The following is a 19,297-nucleotide window of genomic DNA, read 5'->3' on the forward strand; positions in this document are numbered from 1 at the left end:
CTGGCAGCGATGATCATCGCGTACGGCTTCGCCAACCTTCTCCAGTCGGTAGCGGCCGCGCGGACCACAGTGCACCACACGTTCGATCCCGGGCTGCTGCTGCGCCTCGCCGGGCACCGGACGTACCTGATCGGCCTGGCCTGCCAGGTCGTCGGCTTCGTGCTGGCCTTCCTGGCCCGCCGTGACCTGCCGTTGTTCCTGGTCCAGGCCAGCGTGGCGGCCGGGCTCGGAGTGACCGCCGTCCTCGGCGTGCTGGTGCTCAAGTGGCGGCTGCCCGCAGCCGAGGTGGTGCTGCTGGTGCTGCTGTTCGCCGGCATCACCGCGCTCGTCCTCTCCGCCCAGCCCGCGCCGTCGCGGCAGCTCGGCACCGCCGGGCTGGTCGGCCTGGCGGTGGCTGTGGTCGCGATCGGCGCTTCCGGCTTCTTCGCCGCCCGGCTGCACGGCGCGCTCGGGTCGGTGGTGCTCGGCTCACTGGCCGGGATGGCGTTCTCCGCCGCGGCGGTGGCGGCCCGTCCGCTCGCCTCGGCCGGGTCGGTGGAGGCGTTCGTCCGCGACCCGCTGCTCTACCTGCTGATCGTCCACTCGGTGATCGGCCAGTTGCTGCTCGGGCTGGCCATGCAGCGCGGGTCGACCACGGCGGCGGTCGCCGCGATGGACGCCGCCGGCGCGGTGCCCGCGGCGATCGTCGGCCTGCTGCTGCTCAACGACAAGATCTGGCCCGGCCGGGAGTGGCTGGCCGGGCTCGGCTTCCTGGTGACGCTCGCGGCTGTGGTCGGCCTGACCCGGTACGCCGAACCGCAGCACCACCACGCCGGCGCCCGCCAGAAGACGATCGTGGGCGCCGGGATGGTGCCGGTTCAGGCCGCCTCGACCGGCCCGCGTTCGGAGACGACCACCTCGACCGGCGGCGTCACCTCGACCGGCGTCGGCTCGATCGGCGTGGCCGGGCGGCGCCGCCCGATCACCCGCTCGTAGAGGCGCTCCAGCGCGGCGGCGGTCCGTTCCCAGGTGTAGCTGCACCGGACCCGGTCCACCGCGGCGTGCCCGTACGCGAACCGCCCGGCGTTGTCCGACAGCAGCCGGCGCAGCGTGACTCCGAGCATGCGCACGTCACCCGGCGGCACCAGCTTGCCGGTCACCTCGTCCACCACCGCGTCCGCGATGCCGCCCATGGCGTAGCCGACCACCGGCACGCCGCAGGCCATCGCCTCCAGCGACACCCGCCCGGCCGACGCGTAGTGCGGGGTGCAGGCCACCAGGTCGGCGGAGCGGTACCAGGTGGCCATCTGGTCGTGCGGCACCGAGCCGACCAGCTTCACCTGCTCCGCCACGCCCGTCCGTTCGGCCAGCTCGCGTAGCCGGCGCGCCTCGGTGTGCCCGTCCAGCCGCTCCGCCGGCGGGCCGCCCGCGATCACCAACTCCGCGTCACCGACCAGCCGCATCGCCCGGATCAGGTCGTCCTGGCCGTGCCCGGGCGCGAGCCCGCCGACGGAGAGGATCCGGGCCCGCTGGTCCCGCGGCGCCGCCTCGCCGTCCGGGTGGAACTGGCCGGTGTCCACCCCGGTCGGCACCATCGCCACCGACGTCCGTTGCAGGCCCATCCGGGTCAGCTCGTCGACCTCGTCATTGCACTGGGCGACCGCCACGTCCACGACCCGGGTCAGCGCCCGTTCCAGCGGGATGCGCTCCCCCGGCCCGCCGTACTCCCGGCCGAGGTGACGCAACTGCTCCACGCCGAGCGAGTGGAACGTCTGCACCACCGGGATGTCGGTCGCGCGTACCGCGTGCGCGGCCGCCAGCCCGCCGACCCAGTAGTGCCCGTGCACCACGTCGGGTGTCCAGTCCCCGGCCCACTGCCCGGCCAGCCAGCGGCCGTACTCGGCGACGAACGGGACCAGCTCGGCGGTGGAGAGCATGTCGGGCGGGCCGGCCGGGACACGTTCCACCCGGTAGCCGTCGAGTTCGGTCAGGGCGGGCTGGGCGGACTCGGCACGGCGCTCGTAGACGCGGACGTCATGGCCCCGGGCTGCGAGTTCCGCCGCCACGCGCGCAATGTGCTCCTGCGTCCCGACGGTGGGACCGTCGGTGGACGAGCCGGCGTGCGCGCATACAAGGCCGACGCGCATGGTGCACCTCCATGCGTTCTCGCGAGCGGGGTCTCCGGTCAGAGCGTCCCATTAACCCAGGTCCGGTGCGCCCAAACCTGACAGATCGGGGTCACCCGGCCGCGGCGTCCCGCGGACGGGACAGCCGACCGAACCCGATCACCGTCGAAAACGGTCGGCATGACGGCCCGGACCGGGGGTACCGACGGAGAATGCCGCTGACCCGCACCCTCTCCGACGCCACAGTCGTCATCACCGGCGCCTCCAGCGGGATCGGCGCCGCCACCGCGTACGCGCTGGCCCGCCGGGGTGCCGACGTGGTGCTGGCCGCCCGGACCGAGTCGGCGCTGCAAAGGGTCGCGGCGTTCTGCCGGGAACTGGGCGGGCGCGCCCTGGTGGTGCCCACCGACGTGACCGACCCGGAGGCGGTCGAGCGGCTGGCGGAGCGGGCGGTGGCCGAGTTCGGCCGGATCGACGCCTGGATCAACAACGCGGCGGTGGGCACGGTGGGGCTGTTCGACGAGATACCGGTGGCCGAGTTCCGCCGGGTGGTGGAGGTGAACCTGCTCGGCGCCGTGTACGGGACGCGGGCCGCGCTGCCCTGGCTGGGCGCGGCCGGCGGCGGGGTGCTCGTCAACAACGCCTCGGTGCTGGCCGAGGTGGCGATGCCGTACCAGTCGGCGTACAACGCGACGAAGCACGCGATCCGCGGGCTGGCCGACACGGTGCGGCAGGAACTGCGGGTGACCGGCCGGGGGAACATCTCGATCTGCACCGTGCTGCCCGCCACCATCGACACGCCGTTCTTCCGGCACGCGGCCAACCACTCCGGCCGGGAGCTGACCCCGCCGCCGCCGGTGTACCCGCCGGAGATGGTCGCCGAGACGATCGTCCGGCTGCTGCGCCGGCCCCGGCGCGAGGCGTACGCGGGCGGCGCGGCCCGGCTGATCGGCCTCCAGTGGCGGCTCGCCCCGGCGCTGGCCGAACGGGTGCTGGGCTGGTACACCGCGCGCACCCAGTTCGGCCCCGGCGTACGCGACGACTCCACAGGCGCCGTGTTCACGCCGGACTCGGCGGCGGAGCGGACCGACGGGTGGTCCGGCCGGCGCGGTCAGGTGCTGCGGTTGACGGCCGCCGTCGGGCTGGCCGCCGGCACCGCTGCCGGTACGGTGGCCGCGATCAGCCGCCGGTCCCGGGGTGGTCGGCCGTGAGTCCCGTCGACCGGACCGGTGCCCGGGCGCGGGCCGACGTGCACAACGGGGCGATCATGCCGCCGGATGCGCGTTGCCTGGTGGAGGGCGACGAGTCCTCCCCGACGGTCCGGCTGACCGGTGTCCTCGACCGTTCCGGGGTGGAGGCCGTACGGGACGCGCTGCTCGCCCGGCTGTGGCAGCGGCCCGGGTTGCTGCTGGTGGACCTGTCCGGGGTGCGGATCCCCGATCCGCTGGCACGTGACGCGCTGGAAGACGCCTGCCGGGCGGTCGCCGACTGGCCCGCCGCCGAGCTGCTGCTCGATCCGGACGGGCCGCCACCGGACGCGCCGCCCGAGCCGCTCGACGTCGAGCTGTCCCCGGTGGCCGAGGCCGCCCGCGAGGCACGGGTGCTGGTCGCCGGCGGGTGCGCCGGGTGGGGGCTGCCGGAGCTGGTCGAGCCGGCCTGCATCGCGGTCACCGAGATGGTCAACAACGTGGTGGCGCACGCCGCCACACCGATGACGCTCCGGCTGGCCCCGCGCGGCGGCGCGCTGCACGTGGCCGTCCGGGACCACTCGACCGGGCGGCCCGCGTACGGCGGTCCGGCGCCGGTGGAGTCGGTCGGCGGGCGGGGACTGCTGCTCATCGACACGGTGGCCCGGCGCTGGGGCAGCACGGCGCTGCCCGACGGCAAGGTGGTGTGGTGCGTGCTGTACGCCGAGGACGAGGCGGCGTACCGCAACTGAGGTGCCGTTTCGCCCCGTTGCTCCTGATCCACCCGGCCGGTCGCGGTTAGGGCGGGTAGCGCAGTGGGTAGTTCCCGAGCATGCGCGACGACGAGTACCCCACCCCCGTGTCCGATCCCGAGGCGGCGGGCCTGCCCGACACCGCCGACGACGACTCCACCGCCAACGACGACGTGCTGACCGGGCGCGAGGCGGACGGCCCCGAGCCGGCCCAGCTCCCCGGCGATCGCACGCCGGTCGCGGTGGACCAGTTCGGCACCACGGCGGAGGAGCAGCTCGACGGCGAGTCGCTGGACCACAAGCTCCAGCGCGAGCAGTACGAGCGCCCCGCCGACGATCCGCTCGCCGGCCCGGTCGACCCGGACATCGCCGCCGAGGCGGACAGCGAGGAGGCCGCCGCGCAGGCCCAGCTCGACGCCGACGTGATCGACCCGGGCCCGGTCTCGGACCCGGGATCCCCGGTGTCGGTGTACGACCACGGCCAGCTCGGCACCGTCGCCGACCACGAGGTGGGCCGGCTGGTCGAGCCGGACGAGGGCGCGCACACCGACCAGGAGACCGACAACGTCGCCTACGACGCCGGCGCGGCCGGTGGCGGGGCCAGCGCGGAGGAGCTGGCGGTGCACGAGACCCGGCCGCCGGACGCGCGCTGACCGCTCAGACGTCCAGCGCGCTGACCGCTCAGGCGTCCAGGCCCCGCTCGATGGCGTACCGGGTCAGCTCGACCCGGTTGTGCAACTGGAGCTTGCCCAGGGTGTTCTGCACGTGGTTCTGCACGGTCCGGTGGGACAGGCCCAGCCGGTCGGCGATCTGCTTGTAGGACAGCCCCTTGGCGACCAGACGCAGCACCTCGGTCTCCCGATCGGTGAGCCGGGGTGCGTCGTCGTGCGGGGCGGGCGGCGCCGCGGCCAGCCGCCGGTACTCCCCCAGCACCAGCCCGGCCAGGCCGGGCGTGAACACCGGCTCACCGGCCGCCGTGCGGCGCACCGCGTCCAGGAACTCCGCCGGTGCGGCCGACTTGATCAGGTAGCCGGTGGCACCGGCCTTGACCGCGTCCAGCACGCCCTGCGGCTCACCGCTGGCCGAGAGCATGAGCACCCGCACGCCGGGCAGCGCGGCGCGCAGGCCCCGGATCACCTCGACACCGGAGATGTCCGGCAGCTGGAGGTCGAGCACGACCAGGTCGGGACGGGCCGCCGCGGCCACCCGTACCGCCTGCCGCCCCTCACCGCTGGTCGCCACCACCTGGTGGCCCGCCTCGGTGAGATCACGGGCCACGCCCTCGCGCCACATCGGGTGGTCGTCGACCACCATCACCCGGATGCTCACCCGCGGCTCCTCGGCACGACCAGCTCGATCTCGGTGCCCGCGCCGGGCGCGGACACGATCCGCACCTCGCCGCCCAGGTCCGCCACCCGGCCCCGGATGGACTGCGCCACCCCGAGCCGCCCCTGCGCGGCGGCCTCCGCCAGCCGCCCCTCCGGGATACCCGGCCCCTCGTCGCGTACCGAGACGGTCACCGTCTCCTCCTCGTCCTCGATCAGCACCCAGGCCCGCCCGCCGGCGTGCCGGGCCACGTTGTCGAGCGCCGCGCCGACCGCGGCGCCCAGCTCACCGGCGGCCCGCGCCGGCAGCGGCACCGGTGTGGCGGGCGCGGACACCACGACAGTGGCCGAGGCGTACCTGTCGATCAGGTCGCGCAGGTCCTGCTCGTCACCCGCCGGGTCCGGCGGCGCGCCCGCCCGGCCGATCAGCGCCCGCAGCGCCGCCTCCTGCTCGCCGGCCAGCCGGGCCAGCTCGGCCGCCTCGCCGTCCAGGTCCGCGCCCCGCCGCCGGACCAGCGCGAGCACCTGGAGCACCGAGTCGTGGATGTCGCGGGCCAGCCGCTCCCGCTCGCGGGTGGCCGCCTCCAGCTCCACCGCCCGCTGCAACCGCTCCTCCGCCTGCACCGCCAGCCGCGCCACGTGCCCGACCACCACGCCGGCGAGCAGCATGAGGATCGCCCCGGTCAGCGCGGACGGACTGATCCGGTCGCGGGTGGCGAGGTCGGCGCCGCCGAGGACGATCGCCGCCACCGCGCCACGCCGCCGCCCGCCGGAGACCGCCCAGGCGAGCACCGGCCCGGCCAGCCAGGCGGCGGTCAGCATCGGCACCCCGGCGGCGAGCGCCGCGCGGCCCACCACCCAGGGCGTGACCAGGATGATCGCCAGCACCACGCCGAGGTCGGCCAGGAGCAGCGGCCAGCGCCGCCCGGCCGGACGGCCGTAGCCGGCCGCCGTCACGCCGCTCCACGCCAGCATCGCCAGCAGGACGCCGCCCGCGGCGACCGGGTGCGCGTAGCGGTCCGCGTCGCGCAGCACGACCAGTCCGACGTACGCGAGCGCGGCGAAGCGGAACACCGCTATCGATCGCCAGAAGGGGCCCTCAAGGCCGGAGGACGACGGCATGTGGGCCACCCTGTCACAGCCGGTCCAGGGCACCCCGGGCGGTGCGGCCCGAGAAACCCTGACGTACGGTGGAAATGCCGCGAAAGTCGTCGAGAACCATCGTCGGGACGGGGTCATGACAGACGCAGAACTCCCCGCACCGCGTACGGTTGTGCCCATCGAACCTTCCCTGCTTCTCGCCACCGCCTTCGACCAGGCGCAGGTGACCGGGCTGCGGCACTCGGTCACCTCCTGCGCGCACGGGTCGGGCCTGTCCGGCCAACGGCTGGACGACTTCGTGCTGGCGGTCAACGAACTGATCACCAACGCGGTCCGGCACGGCGGCGGGCAGGGCTGGCTGCGGCTCTGGAAGCGGGACGGCGAACTGGTCTGCGAGGTCGCCGACCACGGGCCCGGGATCAGCGAACGGCGGCTGCGCGACCGCGACCGGCCCGCGCCGGACACCGCCGGCGGCTGGGGCCTCTGGCTGGCCCGGGAGCTGAGCGACGCGATGGAGGTGGAGAGCGGCGCCGCCGGCACCGTCGTCCGGATCACCGCCGCGCTCGCCACCCGCCAGCCCGCCACCGGCCCGCTGGACGGCTGACCCGCCGCCCTCGTCAGGCGAACAGGGCGCTCACCGACTCCCCGTTGTGGATCCGCCGCATCGCCTCGGCCAGCGCCGGTGCCACCGACAGCACCTCCAGCTTCGGCACCCGCTTCTCCGCCGGGATCGGCACCGTGTTGGTGCAGACGATCTCCAGGACGCCCTCCTGCCCGCCCAGCCGCTCCAGCGCCCCGCTGGAGAACAGGCCGTGCGTGCAGGCCAGCCGGATCGAGCGGACCCGCCGCTCGCGCAGGTGCGAGATCAGCTCGATCACGGTGCTGCCCTTGGCGATCTCGTCGTCCAGCACGATCACGTCCCGGTCCGCCACGTCGCCGATGATCGTGCTGATCTGCACCCGGTCGTCGCTGTAGCGCTGCTTCGCGCCGGCCGCCACCGGCGTACCCAGCATCCGGGCGAACGCGGCGGCCTCCTTGGCGTTGCCCAGGTCCGGCGAGACCACCACCGCGTTGCTCAGGTCGTACCCCTTGAAGTGGGCGGCCAGCTCGCGCAACGCGTGCAGGTGGTCCACCGGGACGCTGAAGAAGCCGTGCACCTGCGGCGAGTGCAGCGTCATGGCCAGCACCCGGTGCGCGCCGGCTGAGGTGAGCAGGTCGGCGACGAGCCGGCCGCCGATGGAGATGCGCGGCGCGTCCTTCTTGTCCGACCGCGCGTACGCGTAGTGCGGCAGCACCACGGTGATCCGCGCGGCCGACGCGCCCCGGGCCGCGTCGATCATGAGCAACAGCTCGACCAGGTGTTCCTGCACCGGCGGCACCAGCGGCTGGATGAGGAAGACGTCGCGCTCCCGGCAGTTCGCCTGCAACTGCACCTCCAGGCAGTCGTTGGCGAACCGGGACACCCGTACCGGGTGCAGCGGGACGTGGAGGTGGGCGCAGATCTCGGCGGCGAGGTCGGGATGGGCCGACCCGCTGAACACGGCAATGTCACGCACGTCTGATGATCGTACGGGTCGCCGGAGGGAGACGGTGAACGCTCGCGGCGGGTACGGTGCTGCCGTGACCGCAGAGTTCGTCGCCGCCATCGACCAGGGCACCACGTCCTCGCGCTGCATCGTCTTCGACCGGGCCGGTGAGATCGTCGCCGTGGCCCAGCGCGAGCACCGGCAGGTCTTCCCCCGGCCCGGCTGGGTGGAGCACGACGCCGAGGAGATCTGGACGAACGTCGAGCACGTGGTGCGCGAGGCGCTCGCGAGCGCCGACATCGGCACCAAGATGCTGGCCGCGGTGGGCATCACCAACCAGCGCGAGACCACTGTGGTGTGGGACCGGGAGACCGGCCGCCCGGTGGCGAACGCCATCGTCTGGCAGGACACCCGCACCGGCCCGCTGCTGCGGGAGCTGACCGAGGCGTACGACGAGGAGCGGCTACGGACCCGCACCGGCCTGACCCCGGCCACCTACTTCGCCGGCCCGAAGCTGCGCTGGCTGCTCGACCACGTCGACGGGCTGCGCGAGCGGGCCGAACGCGGCGAGGTGCTGTTCGGCACCATGGACAGCTGGCTGATCTGGAAGCTGACCGGCCGGCACGTCACCGACGTGACGAACGCCAGCCGCACCATGCTGATGGACCTGGAGACGCTCGACTGGGCCCCGGAACTGCTCGACGCGCTGCGGATCCCGGCCGCCGTGCTGCCCGAGATCCGCAGCTCGGCCGAGGTGTACGGCACCGCCCAGGGGGTGCTGGCCGGGGTGCCGGTGGCGAGCGCGCTCGGCGACCAGCAGGCGGCGCTGTTCGGGCAGACCTGCTTCCAGCCCGGCGAGGCCAAGTGCACCTACGGCACCGGCAGCTTCCTGCTGCTCAACACCGGCGCCAGCCCGGTGCCGTCGCGGCACGGCCTGCTCACCACGGTGGCGTACCGGATCGAGGGCCAGCCCGCCGTGTACGCGCTGGAGGGCGCCGTCGCGGTCACCGGCTCGCTCGTGCAGTGGTTGCGGGACAACCTCGGCCTGATCTCCGCCGCCCCGCAGGTCGAGGAGCTGGCCCGCACCGTCGACGACAACGGCGGCTGCTACGTGGTGCCGGCCTTCTCCGGCCTGTTCGCCCCGCACTGGCGCAGCGACGCCCGGGGCGTCATCGCCGGGCTGACCGGCTACATCACCAAGGGACACCTGGCCCGCGCGGTGCTGGAGGCGTCGGCCTTCCAGACCCGGGAGGTGGTGGACGCGATGAACGCCGACTCCGACGTGGCGCTGCGCCGGCTGCGGGTCGACGGCGGGATGACCGGCAACGAGCTGCTGATGCAGTTCCTCGCCGACGTGCTGGACGTGCCGGTCGTGCGGTCCCGGATCACCGAGACGACGTGCCTCGGCGCCGCGTACGCCGCCGGCCTGGCCGTCGGGTTCTGGCCGGACCTGGCCACGCTGCGCGAGAAGTGGCGCTCGGACGCGCAGTGGGAGTCGACGATGGACCCGGCGCACCGGGAGCACGAGCTGCGCCAGTGGCGCAAGGCGGTCCGGCGCACGCTCGACTGGGTCGACTGAGCGTCAGGCCCAGGTGTTGCCGGTGAGCTTCTCGTACACCTCGACGTAGCGGGCCCGGGTCGCCTCGATCACCTCGGCCGGCACCTCCGGGGCGGGCGGCTGCTTGTCCCAGCCGCTCGACGTGGCCCAGTCCCGCACGTACTGCTTGTCGTAGGAGAACTGGGCGCGGCCCGGCTGGTACGACTCGGCCGGCCAGAACCGGGACGAGTCGGAGGTGAGCACCTCGTCGCCGAGGACCAGCGTGCCGTCCGCCGCCCAGCCCAGCTCCAGCTTCGTGTCGGCGATCAGGATGCCCCGCTCGGCGGCGATCTCCGCACCGCGCCGGTAGACGTCGACTGTGATCTGCCGCAGCCGCTCGGCGACCTCCGGCCCGACCTTGTCCACCACCTGCTCGTACGTGATCGGCTCGTCGTGCTCGCCCTTCGGCGCCTTGGTCGACGGCGTGAAGATCGGCTCGGGCAGGATCGACGCCTCGACCAGGCCGCGGGGCAGCGGCACCCCGGAGACCGAGCCGGTGCGCTGGTATTCGGCGAAGCCGCCGCCGGTCAGGTAGCCCCGGGCCACGCACTCGACCGGCACCATGTCCAGCCGCCGGCAGCGGATCGCCCGGCCGGCGAACTCCGCCGGCACGTCCGTCGCGGAGATCACATGGTTCGGCACCAGGTCGGACAGCTGCTCGAACCACCACAGCGACAGCGCGGTGAGCAGGCGGCCCTTGTCCGGGATCGGGGTCGGCAGCACCACGTCGTAGATGGAGACGCGGTCGGTGGCGACCAGGATCAGGTCCTCGCCGTCGGCGTAGACGTCCCTGACCTTGCCCGAGTGCAGAAGTTCCACGGCGCTAGTACACCATGACCGGCGGGGCCCGCCCGGCGCGCCCACCACGCCCGCCCGGCGTTGACACCCCGCCGGGGGCCGGTGAAATGATCCGTCCACCCCACCTTCGGAGAGACCGTTGCGCGCTCCGCAGTCCGTACCCCGTCCCGGGCTCGACCGGCGACGGTTCCTCGGCGCGCTCACCGGGCTGCCGATCGCCGGCGGGCTGCCGCTGCTCACCGGGTGCAGCCCGGAGGAGGTGGCCGCCGACGACGGCCCGGTCGAGCTGTCCGTGTTCTGGTGGGGCGGCGCCCGCCGGGCCGCGGCCACCGAACAGGCGCTGCGGCTGTACTCGCAGCAGAACCCGCGGGTCAGCTTCCGGGTGACCTGGCAGGGGCTGGGCGGCTACTACGACCGGCTCGCCACCCAGGCCACCGGCGGGAACGCCCCGGACCTGTTCCAGATCGACGACAGGCTGCTCGCCGAGTACGCGGGCCGGGACATCCTGCTCGACCTGACCCGGTACGTCGCCGACGATCGGCTCGACCTGCGCGAGGTGCCGGAGCAACTGGCCCGCTACGGCCGGGTGGACGAGCGCACGGTGGGCGTGCCGGCCGCGCAGACGAGCGCGGCGCTGGTGTTCAACCGCCGGTTGCTGCGCCGGCTGGGCCAGCCCGAGCCGCGTACCGGGATGTCCTGGAAGGAGTACGTGAGCTGGGCCGCGCGCGTCACGCGCGCCTCCGGCAACCGGGTGGCCGGCACCATGGACGCCTCCGGCGACTACCGGGCGTTCTGGCTGTGGCTGCGCGGCCAGGGCAGCGAGCTGTACCAGGGTCGGCAGCTCGGCTTCAGCTCCGCCGAGCTGCTCGCCTGGTTCGAGTTCTGGGAGGTGGCGCGGTTCGACCGGGCCACACCGAGCGCCGCGCTGGTCGAGCAGGCCGACAGCGGCGAGCTGGCCCGCCAGCTCGTGGTCACCGGGCACACAGCGGCCTCCTTCGCCTGGTCGCACCAGCTGCCCGAGTTGCAGAGCCTGACCGACGACGAGCTGGGCGCCGTCGCCTTCCCGGGTACGCCCGCCGCCCAGTGGCCGCGCGCGTCGATGTACTGGGCCGGTTACCGGGGCACCCGCCACCCGCAGGCGGTGGTGGACGTGCTCGACTTCCTGACCACGAACGTGGCCGCCGGCCGGCTCCTCGGCGTCGAGCGCGGCCTGAACGCCAGCAAGCAGGTGCGCTCGTTCGTCGCCGCGGAGGTGACCGGCCGGGCCGAGAAGCGCATGGCCGCGCTCGGCGCCGAGCTGGACGACCTGGCCGGCCCGTCACCCGCGCCGCCGCCGAAGGGGCACGCCGAGGTGCGCACGCTGCTGATCGACGCGGCCGAGAGCATCCGCGGCAAGCGGGCCGGTGCCCGCACCGCCACCTCCCGCTTCATGGCCCAGGCGAACGCCGCCCTCGCCGAGTGACCCGCCCACCCCGCCCGGCGTGGGCGGGGCGGGCAGGGGTGTCAGCGCGGGGGGCGGTTGCGGCGGCCGCGGGTGAGCAGCACCACCAGCAGCACGATGCCGCCGACCACCACGAGGCAGCAGAGCAGGCCGAGGATGCCGAACCCGCCACGGGACCGCCGGCGTGCCGCCTCCACCACGATCTCGCCGGTGCCGGACGACGCCCAGGCCGCGACCGGTACGAAGACCGAGAGCACGACCGTACCGAGGACCGCGCCCAGGCGGCCCCACCACTTGTTCCATGCAGACATGCCCCCCATCCTCGCCGAGACCCGCAACCGGGGCACGGCGGACAGGGCGGATGTCGCCGGGCACGGGGCGAGCCGTCGCCGCAGCCCGCATGGCTCTACTCACGATTAGCCGTCCATTTGGACTGTTACGGTTTCCTGGTGACTTCCTCCCCGCGCTCGGTCCCCGTACCCGCCCCCGCCGGGAAGCGGGAATGGGCGGCCCTCGTGGTACTCGTCCTCGTGGTCCTTCTCCTGGCCGTCGACGGGACTGTCCTCTACCTCGCGGTCCCGTCGTTGACGGAGGACATCGGGCCCACGGCCACCCAGATCCTGTGGATCGGGGACATCTACGCCTTCGTGCTCGCCGGGCTCCTGATCACGATGGGCAACCTGGCCGACCGGATCGGCCGCAAGCGGCTGTTGATGATCGGCACTGTGGGATTCGGCTCGGCGTCCGCGCTGGCCGCCTTCGCCTCCACCCCGGAGGTGCTGATCGCGGCCCGCGCCCTTCTCGGCCTGGCCGGTGCCACATTGATGCCCTCGACGCTCTCCATCGTCCGGTCGATGTTCGCCGATCGCGCTCAGCGGGCCCGGGCCATCGCGATCTGGTCGGCCGGGGCGACCGCCGGCGCCGCACTCGGCCCGCTGGTGGGCGGCGCGCTGCTGGAGCGCTTCTGGTGGGGCTCGGTCTTCCTGATCAACGTGCCGGTGATGGCGCTGGTGGCGGGACGGCTGCTGCTGCCCGAGTCGAAGGGAGAGGCGCCGGCGCGGATCGACGTGGGTTCCTCGGCGCTGTCCATCGTCACGATCGTCCCGCTGGTCTTCGCCCTCAAGCGTCTGTTCAGCGACGGCGTCGACGCCGTCACGGTGGCGGCCACCGCGGTCGGACTGCTGGCCGGATGGTGGTTCGTGCGGCGGCAGAACCGGCTGGCGGTGCCGCTGCTCGACGTCTCGCTGTTCAAGGTGCCGGCGTTCTCGGGCGCACTGGCCGCCAACGTGCTTGCCATCTTCGGGTTCCTGGGCCTGCTGTTCTTCTTCTCCCAGTATCTCCAACTGGTCCGGGACTTCGGCCCCCTGAAGGCAGGCGTCGCCGAGCTGCCCGGGACACTCGCCGCGGTGCTCGTCGTGGCGCTGATCGGCGTCCTGCTGTCGCGGCTGGGGGCGGGCCGCGCGATCGGGCTGGGACTGCTGGTCGCCGCCGTCGGGCTCGCCGTCCTGGGGACGAGCGTCGACCTCCGGAGCTACTGGGGCCTGGGCATCGGCCTCGCCGTCATCGGGCTCGGCATCGGTGTCGCCATGACGCTCTCGACGGACGCCGTCGTCGGCGCCGTCCCGGAGCGGCGCGCGGGCGCCGCGTCGGCGGTGGCCGAGACGGCGTACGAGCTGGGCGGCGCGCTCGGCATCGCCGTCCTCGGCTCGGTGCACGGGCTGCTCTACCGTTCGTCGCTGACGCTCCCCGCCGGGACCACCGCCGCCGATCGGGCGCTGGCGGAGGACTCCCTGGCCGCGGCCGTGTACGGGTCACCGGCGCCCGGCGTCGTGGCCGCCGCGCAGGACGCCTTCGCCCAGGCGATGCAGTCCGCCACCTTCGTCGCCGCCGTGATCCTGGTCGGTGCCTCGGTGGTGGCCTGGAAGATCATTCCCTCCGAGCCCGTCCCCGCCGGAGGTGTTCGTGTCGACCACTGACCGTCGTCCGATCCGCGATCGCGCACGCACCCGGCGGGCCGTGCTGGACGCCGCCGAACGGGTGGTCACCCAGCACGGCGCCAACGTCAGCCTGGCCGCCATCGCCCAGGAGGCGGGTGTCACCAAGAGCGGCCTGATGCACCACTTCCCCTCCCGTGAGGACCTGTTCGCCGCACTGGTCGAGCAGGTGATCACCCGCTTCTGGGAGGAGGTGAACGCCCACGTCGACCCCGGCGACCACCGGCCCGGCGCCTTCACCCGCGGTTACGTGCGCGCCCTCACCGGAGACAGCGCCTACCTGGCGGAACTGGGCAGCGCCACCGGTCTGCTCGCGCAACTCGGGATCGACAGCATGGAGCACGTGCTCGCGGTGGATCCCGAGGACCCGGCGCGCTGGAACCGCGCCTTCGAGGCCGACGGCCTGCCGCCGGGCCGCGTCTGGGCCGTCCGGTACGCCGCGGAGGGACTCGCCATCGGCATCGGCACCGCCTACGTCACCGACGAGCAGCTCCGGCTGGCCCGCGAGGAACTGCTCGCCCTCACCGAGACGGCCCCGGAATGAGTTCAGGCCCGGAATCCGTGGATTCCGGGCCTGAACCTTGGTAGCGGGGACAGGATTTGAACCTGCGACCTCTGGGTTATGAGCCCAGCGAGCTACCGAGCTGCTCCACCCCGCGTCGGCTCACAAAGCTTATCGCACCCCGATCCTGGAGATCAGCCGGGTACCCGGATCCGCTGCCGGCCGTTCCCGGGCGCCTCGGGCAGGAACGGCGAAGGGCCCCGGAGAGAACTCCGGGGCCCTTCGTCACGAGTAGCGGGGACAGGATTTGAACCTGCGACCTCTGGGTTATGAGCCCAGCGAGCTACCGAGCTGCTCCACCCCGCGTCGGCTCGACAACCGTAGCGCACCGACCCGGGCAGGCGCAAAACGGGTACTCAGTCCAGCCACCGCCGGATCGCCTCGACCGCCCGGCGGCCGTCCGCGTCGAACTGGGCGCGCTGGGTCGAGGTGCTCTCCCAGCCCTGTTCCCACAGCACAGTCACCACGTCGCCGGAGCGCACCGCGCGGACCAGGTGCACCTCGTCGCCGCCGCTCGGATCGCCGTTGGCGTCCCGGTACGGCGTCCGCGTCTCGAACAGCACCGACTCGTCGCCGTACCCGGTGTCGGGCAGCAGACGCTGCCGCACCGTCGCCGGCGGCGTACCCCGCGCGGGCTGCTCGGGGCAGGCCCGCACCGCCGCGCGCAGCTCGGCCAGCGCGGCGACGGCGCCACCGGACCGGTAGATCGTGATGCTGTGCCGGTAGTTGCCGGACGGCACCTCGTCGGGCGGCGCGCCGGCCCGCCGGTACGGCAGCGACCGGGCCCGCTGCGCGACCACCCGCTCGTCGCCGGGCGTCGCGCCGCACAGCACCGGCAGCACCGGTCCCGGGCCGAAGTAGTTGCCGGTACCGGCGTCGTTCGCGGCGGGCAGCACGAAGAACGCCCGGTCCGGGATCCTGGTCGGGGTCGCCGCGGCCGGAGGCGTGGTGGTCACGACCGGACTGCGCGAGCCGGAGGTACGGCCGACTGGCGGCGGCGGGGTGGGCGACGGCGCGACCGAGGGCGTGGCGGCCGACGGCCGCGGGGTGGGCGTACCCGCGGGGGGTGGAACCGGGTCGGGGCCCGGCCCGGCGGCGAGCACCAGCCGGCTTCCGGCCACCGTGCCGGCGACCAGCCCGGCGGCGGCCAGGACGGTGATCGCGGCGCGGCGCCGGGCAACAGCTCGGCCAGCCGGGCCCGTCCCCGGGACAGCCAGGACTTCACCGTGCCGGTGGGCACGCCGGCCTCCCGGGCGATCTCCTCCACCGGCAGGTCGAACAGGTAGTGCAGGGCGAGCGCCTGCCGGTGCCGGGGCGGGAGCCGCCGCAGCGCCGCGACCAGCAGCACGGTGTCCTCGCCGGGCGGCCCGACGTCGGGTGGCGGGCCGGTGCGGCTGGCCGCGAGACGCCACCCGCGCAGCCGCCGGAACCGGTCGGTCGCCAGCCGGCTGATCACCAGCCGCAGCCACGCCTCCGGCGCGGGATGGCCGGCGAGCTTCGCCCACTGCCGCCAGGCCCGGGCGTACGCCTCCTGCACGAGATCCTGGGCCTCGGCCGGGTCGCCGGCCACCGCGTAGCCGTACCGGACGGCCCGTCCCGACGTGCTGCGGTAGAAGTCGTCGAAGCTGTCCGCGTCACGCATGTGCCCTCCCGCCCCCACACGTTCACCTGCACTGTTGACGGCGCGGCGGGGTCCGGGGTTGCGGCCGGGAAGTCCGTTCGACGACACGAGCCCGTGGCCCGGGTGACCGTTGCGGTCCCGGACCACGGGCTCGTGGTGTCAGCTCGGCGTCAGCCGCCCGGTGACGGCGCGGGCGACGTCGGCGCCGGTGGCGAGACGCTGCCCGACGGCGCCGGGTTGCCCGAGCCGCCGGCCGCGGCCTGGGCCTGCTGGAACGCGCTCATCGCCTCGTCCAGCGCCTTCAGCGCACGCCCGTACCGCTCGAAGTCGCCGGACGTCTGCGCGGCCTTGACCTCGGCGATCGCGGTCTGCACCCGGGCGGCCGCCTGGGCCAGCTCCCCGCTCATCGGCGGCGGCGTGTTGTTGTTGTCGCCCCCGGCCGGCGGCGGCGTGGGATTGTCGTCGGTGCTGGGCGGCGGATTGTTGTTCGGCGCCCGCTTGCCCTGCTCGACGAGCTGCTTGATGCCGTCGCTGAGGTTGTTGGCGAGCACCACGTACGAGCCGCCGTCACCGTAGGAGAGCAGCACCTTCTGCAACAGCGGGTACGCGTCCTGGCTGCTGCTCTTCACGTACACCGGCTCGACGTAGAGCATGCCGTCGGCGAACGGCAGCGAGAGCAGGTTGCCGTACTGCACCTGCGCCTGGTTGGAGGAGAGCAGGTTGAGCTGCTGCCGGATGTCGCCGTTGTTGGTCATCTGCTGGTGCACCTGCGTCGGCCCGGAGATCCGGGTCTGGTCCGGCAGCTCCAGCACCTCCAGCTTCGGCTGCCCGTCGACGTACGACCCGGAGACCAGCGCGGCGAGGTTCTGCCGCCCGTTCGGGGTGACCGCCGAGGTCAGCTGGAAGCGTGGCCCGTCCTGCCCGGGGAACTGGGTGAACAGGTAGTACGGCGGCTGCTTCTGCCCGCTGTCCGGCGCGTCCGGCACGTTCGGCACCTGCCAGAAGTCCTGGCCGGAGTAGAAGTCGCCGGGGTCGGTGACGTGGAACTTGGTCAGCAGGTTGCGCTGCACCTTGAACAGGTCGGCCGGGTAGCGGAAGTGCTCGGCCAGCTCGGCCGGGATGTCGCCCTTGGGCAGCACCAGGTCGCCGCCGAACGCCTTGTTCCACGCCTTGAGCACCGGGTCGGTGTCGTCGTACGAGTAGAGCTTGACAGTGCCGTCGTACGCGTCGACTGTCGCCTTCACCGAGTTGCGGATGTAGTTGACGTTCTCCCGGGCGAGCTGGAACGTGCCCCGGCCGGTCAGCTCGTCGGTCGTCTCGGCCTGGAGGTTGACCCGCTCGGCGTACGGGTAGGTCGCGGCCGTGGTGTAGCCGTCGATGATCCACAGCACGCGCCCGTTCACCACCGCCGGGTACGGGTCGCCGTCGAGCGTGAGGAAAGGCGCGACCTTCTCCACCCGGTCGCGCGGGTTACGCACGTACAGCAGCTTCGAGTTCTCGTTGACCGCCTCGGAGAGCAGGAAGTTCGACTCCTGCTCCTTGATCGCGTAGAGCAGCCGGCGCGGGAACGAACCGATCTTGACGCCGCCCTCACCGGTGTAGGTGTAGTACTGCTCGCCGCCGGTGGAGGTGGGCCGGTCGAACTCGACGTTCCGCTCGCCGGTCTGCCCGACGATCGCGTAGTCGTTCGGCTCCATTCGCTCGCCGTAGTAGATCCGCGGCTGCTGGGCCGGGATCTCCTCGGTCGGCGCGGAGCACGCCTCCTGCGCCTTCTCGCCGAGGTAGCCGGAGACGAAGTACGGCTGGCCGCCGCAGACCACCTGGTTCGCCGGGGCGGCCACCAGGCCGTACCCGTGGGTGTAGACGGTGTGACGGTTGATCCAGTTGCTCTGCTGGTCGGTCAGCTCGCCGTAGTTGATCTCACGGACGCCGACCACGTAGTCGGAGGTCTTGTCCTTGACCGAGTACCTGTCGATGTCCAGCTTCGAGCCGAAGTCGTAGAAGCCGCGGACCTGCTGGAGCTGCGTGTACGTCTCGGAGACCAGCTGCGGGTCGAGCAGCCGGATGTTCGACACCACGGACGTGTCGGTGGCCAGGCTGGCGGGTGGAACGAGGTTGCTGGCCGCGTACGGTGTGGTCTTCGTGCCTTCGAGGCTGAACGCGGTACGGGTGGCCTTGATGCTGCGTTCGATGTACGGCGCCTCCTTGTCCCGGGCGCTCGGCTTGACCTCGAACGTCTGCACGGCCCACGGGTAGATGCCGCCGATCGCCACCGCGGAGACGCCCAGCAGGGCCAGCGAGATGCCCGGCCAGACCAGGTTCCGCATGACCGCGTTGGAGAACACGATGATCGCCAGCGCCACCAGGACGGAGATCCAGGCGAGGATCTCCTTCGCCGGGAGCAGCGCGTTCACGTCGGCGTAGCCGGCGCCGTAGAGCTTGGCGCCCTCGTTGTACTCCAGCAGCATGGCCCGCCGGTCCAGCACGTAGGCGACGGCCTTGAGCAGCACGAACACGGCTACCAGCGTGCTGAGGTGGGCGCGGGCGGCGTTCGTCATCCGGTCGCCGACGCCCTGCAGGCGCACGCCGCCGAAGATGTAGTGCACCGCCAGCGCGCCGAGCAGCGACAGCACCACGACGGTGAAGCCGACGCCGAGCAGGTAGCGCCAGAACGGGAGCTGGAAGACGTAGAAGCCGACGTCGACGCCGAACTCCGGGTCCTTCACGCCGAAGTCGCCGCCGTTGCGGAACAGCAGCCACTGACCCCAGCGGCTCTGCGCGGAGAGGCCGGCGAACAGCCCGACGACGGCGGCGGCGAGCGCGATCCAGGTGCCGAGCCGTGGGCTCAGCAGCATCCGGTAGCGCTCCAGCGTGGCCTGCTCGGCCGAGTGCGGACGCATCTTGGGCCGCAGCCGGTGGGCCAGCCAGAGGTTGCCGCCGACGAGCAGCGCCATGCCGACGCCGACCACGAGGAACAGCAGCAGGCGGGTGGCGAGCACGCCGGTGAAGACCTGGGTGTACCGGACCTCGTCGAACCAGAGCCAGTCGGTCCAGGCGTTGACGCCCCACCCGAGGAGGGTGAACAAGATGAACACCCCGATCAGGACACCGATGGTGACGCGTCCGCGCCGGCTCATCCTCGGTAAGGGACTGCTACGCATGACCACTGTTGGCTCCGCACGCTCGATGTGATCGGCTCCGACCAGGCACCAAGAGTACGGGGTGTTCCTGAGCACGTCGGGTCAAGGTCACGTCACGATCCGCCCGCAGGCCGCCGCCCGGCCCGCC

General features: G+C 73.3%; 17 protein-coding genes, 2 tRNA genes and 1 pseudogene. 9 read left to right on the forward strand and 11 right to left on the reverse strand.

The features are described 5' to 3' along the window. The first annotated feature begins 9 nt into the window (after window positions 1–9). Window positions 10–975: a hypothetical protein gene (locus tag O7622_RS28645; RefSeq protein WP_282314258.1), complete on the forward strand. Its 966-nt coding sequence runs from the start codon at window positions 10–12 to the stop codon at window positions 973–975. Here O7622_RS28645 and O7622_RS28650 read toward each other — a convergent pair. After that, window positions 858–2,126: a glycosyltransferase gene (locus tag O7622_RS28650; RefSeq protein WP_282311190.1), complete on the reverse strand. Its 1,269-nt coding sequence runs from the start codon at window positions 2,124–2,126 to the stop codon at window positions 858–860. The two genes, O7622_RS28645 and O7622_RS28650, sit on opposite strands and share 118 nt — an antisense overlap. A gap of 191 nt (window positions 2,127–2,317) precedes the next feature. Here O7622_RS28650 and O7622_RS28655 point away from each other — a divergent pair, with 191 nt between their 5' ends. The 3 genes from O7622_RS28655 to O7622_RS28665 all read left to right on the forward strand — a co-directional run bounded on the left by O7622_RS28655 (window position 2,318) and on the right by O7622_RS28665 (window position 4,697). Further along, entirely contained in the window at window positions 2,318–3,316 is a 999-nt protein-coding gene (locus O7622_RS28655; protein ID WP_282311191.1) for an SDR family oxidoreductase, read from the forward strand. Further along, window positions 3,313–4,044 (forward strand): ATP-binding protein, encoded by a 732-nt coding sequence (locus O7622_RS28660; protein WP_282311192.1) that lies wholly within the window; start codon window positions 3,313–3,315, stop codon window positions 4,042–4,044. The genes O7622_RS28655 and O7622_RS28660 overlap by 4 nt, the downstream gene beginning before the upstream one ends. 80 nt (window positions 4,045–4,124) lie before the next feature. Then, window positions 4,125–4,697 (forward strand): DUF5709 domain-containing protein, encoded by a 573-nt coding sequence (locus tag O7622_RS28665; RefSeq protein WP_282311193.1) that lies wholly within the window; start codon window positions 4,125–4,127, stop codon window positions 4,695–4,697. Between the two features lie 28 nt (window positions 4,698–4,725). Here O7622_RS28665 and O7622_RS28670 read toward each other — a convergent pair whose 3' ends face one another. Both O7622_RS28670 and O7622_RS28675 read right to left on the reverse strand, forming a co-directional pair. Beyond that, window positions 4,726–5,358, reverse strand: coding sequence for a response regulator transcription factor (locus O7622_RS28670; RefSeq protein ID WP_282314259.1), 633 nt, complete (start codon window positions 5,356–5,358; stop codon window positions 4,726–4,728). Window positions 5,359–5,369: 11 nt separating this feature from the next. Then, the gene (locus O7622_RS28675) at window positions 5,370–6,491 is read right to left on the reverse strand and encodes a DUF5931 domain-containing protein (protein WP_282311194.1); all 1,122 of its coding nucleotides are present in this window, start codon (window positions 6,489–6,491) and stop codon (window positions 5,370–5,372) included. 115 nt (window positions 6,492–6,606) lie between these two features. On the opposite strand from O7622_RS28675, the gene O7622_RS28680 reads away from it, so the two are divergent. Then, window positions 6,607–7,074, forward strand: coding sequence for an ATP-binding protein (locus O7622_RS28680; RefSeq protein ID WP_282311195.1), 468 nt, complete (start codon window positions 6,607–6,609; stop codon window positions 7,072–7,074). 13 nt (window positions 7,075–7,087) lie between these two features. Here the strand turns inward: O7622_RS28680 and O7622_RS28685 are convergent, their stop codons facing one another. Beyond that, window positions 7,088–8,026 carry a ribose-phosphate pyrophosphokinase gene (locus O7622_RS28685; RefSeq protein ID WP_282311196.1) on the reverse strand — a complete coding sequence of 313 codons (939 nt, stop codon included), beginning with the start codon at window positions 8,024–8,026 and terminating at the stop codon, window positions 7,088–7,090. Between the two features lie 64 nt (window positions 8,027–8,090). Between O7622_RS28685 and glpK the strand changes: the two genes are divergently transcribed. After that, window positions 8,091–9,575, forward strand: a complete 1,485-nt coding sequence (gene glpK, locus O7622_RS28690; protein ID WP_282311197.1) for a glycerol kinase GlpK — start codon at window positions 8,091–8,093, stop codon at window positions 9,573–9,575. 3 nt (window positions 9,576–9,578) lie between these two features. On the opposite strand, the gene O7622_RS28695 is transcribed toward glpK, so the two are convergent. Then, window positions 9,579–10,412 (reverse strand): phosphoribosylaminoimidazolesuccinocarboxamide synthase, encoded by an 834-nt coding sequence (locus O7622_RS28695; RefSeq protein ID WP_282311198.1) that lies wholly within the window; start codon window positions 10,410–10,412, stop codon window positions 9,579–9,581. Window positions 10,413–10,530: 118 nt separating this feature from the next. Here O7622_RS28695 and O7622_RS28700 point away from each other — a divergent pair, with 118 nt between their 5' ends. Next, window positions 10,531–11,853 carry an extracellular solute-binding protein gene (locus O7622_RS28700; protein WP_282311199.1) on the forward strand — a complete coding sequence of 441 codons (1,323 nt, stop codon included), beginning with the start codon at window positions 10,531–10,533 and terminating at the stop codon, window positions 11,851–11,853. 41 nt (window positions 11,854–11,894) lie between these two features. Here the strand turns inward: O7622_RS28700 and O7622_RS28705 are convergent, their stop codons facing one another. Continuing rightward, window positions 11,895–12,143 (reverse strand): hypothetical protein, encoded by a 249-nt coding sequence (locus O7622_RS28705; protein WP_013288392.1) that lies wholly within the window; start codon window positions 12,141–12,143, stop codon window positions 11,895–11,897. 138 nt (window positions 12,144–12,281) lie between these two features. Between O7622_RS28705 and O7622_RS28710 the strand changes: the two genes are divergently transcribed. Together O7622_RS28710 and O7622_RS28715 are read left to right on the forward strand one after the other, a co-directional pair. Then, window positions 12,282–13,808, forward strand: a complete 1,527-nt coding sequence (locus O7622_RS28710) for an MFS transporter (RefSeq protein ID WP_282311200.1) — start codon at window positions 12,282–12,284, stop codon at window positions 13,806–13,808. Further along, entirely contained in the window at window positions 13,795–14,370 is a 576-nt protein-coding gene (locus tag O7622_RS28715; RefSeq protein ID WP_282311201.1) for a TetR/AcrR family transcriptional regulator, read from the forward strand. Before O7622_RS28710 ends, O7622_RS28715 begins: the two co-directional genes overlap by 14 nt. A gap of 38 nt (window positions 14,371–14,408) precedes the next feature. On the opposite strand, the gene O7622_RS28720 is transcribed toward O7622_RS28715, so the two are convergent. The 5 genes and pseudogenes from O7622_RS28720 to O7622_RS28740 form a co-directional block, all read right to left on the reverse strand. Then, window positions 14,409–14,485, reverse strand: a tRNA-Met gene (locus O7622_RS28720). Between the two features lie 135 nt (window positions 14,486–14,620). Next, window positions 14,621–14,694 (reverse strand) — tRNA-Met (locus O7622_RS28725). Between the two features lie 50 nt (window positions 14,695–14,744). Continuing rightward, on the reverse strand, window positions 14,745–15,344 hold the full coding sequence (locus O7622_RS28730; RefSeq protein WP_282311202.1) for a hypothetical protein: 600 nt from the start codon (window positions 15,342–15,344) through the stop codon (window positions 14,745–14,747). Between the two features lie 215 nt (window positions 15,345–15,559). Then, window positions 15,560–16,030, reverse strand: a pseudogene (locus tag O7622_RS28735) (SigE family RNA polymerase sigma factor); the annotation flags it as partial. Between the two features lie 149 nt (window positions 16,031–16,179). Then, on the reverse strand, window positions 16,180–19,170 hold the full coding sequence (locus O7622_RS28740; RefSeq protein ID WP_282311203.1) for a UPF0182 family protein: 2,991 nt from the start codon (window positions 19,168–19,170) through the stop codon (window positions 16,180–16,182). Between the last annotated feature and the right edge of the window lie 127 nt (window positions 19,171–19,297).

Origin of the sequence: Micromonospora sp. WMMD1076 (genome assembly GCF_029581475.1) — a bacterium.
Classification (GTDB): Bacteria; Actinomycetota; Actinomycetes; order Mycobacteriales; family Micromonosporaceae; genus Micromonospora; species Micromonospora aurantiaca.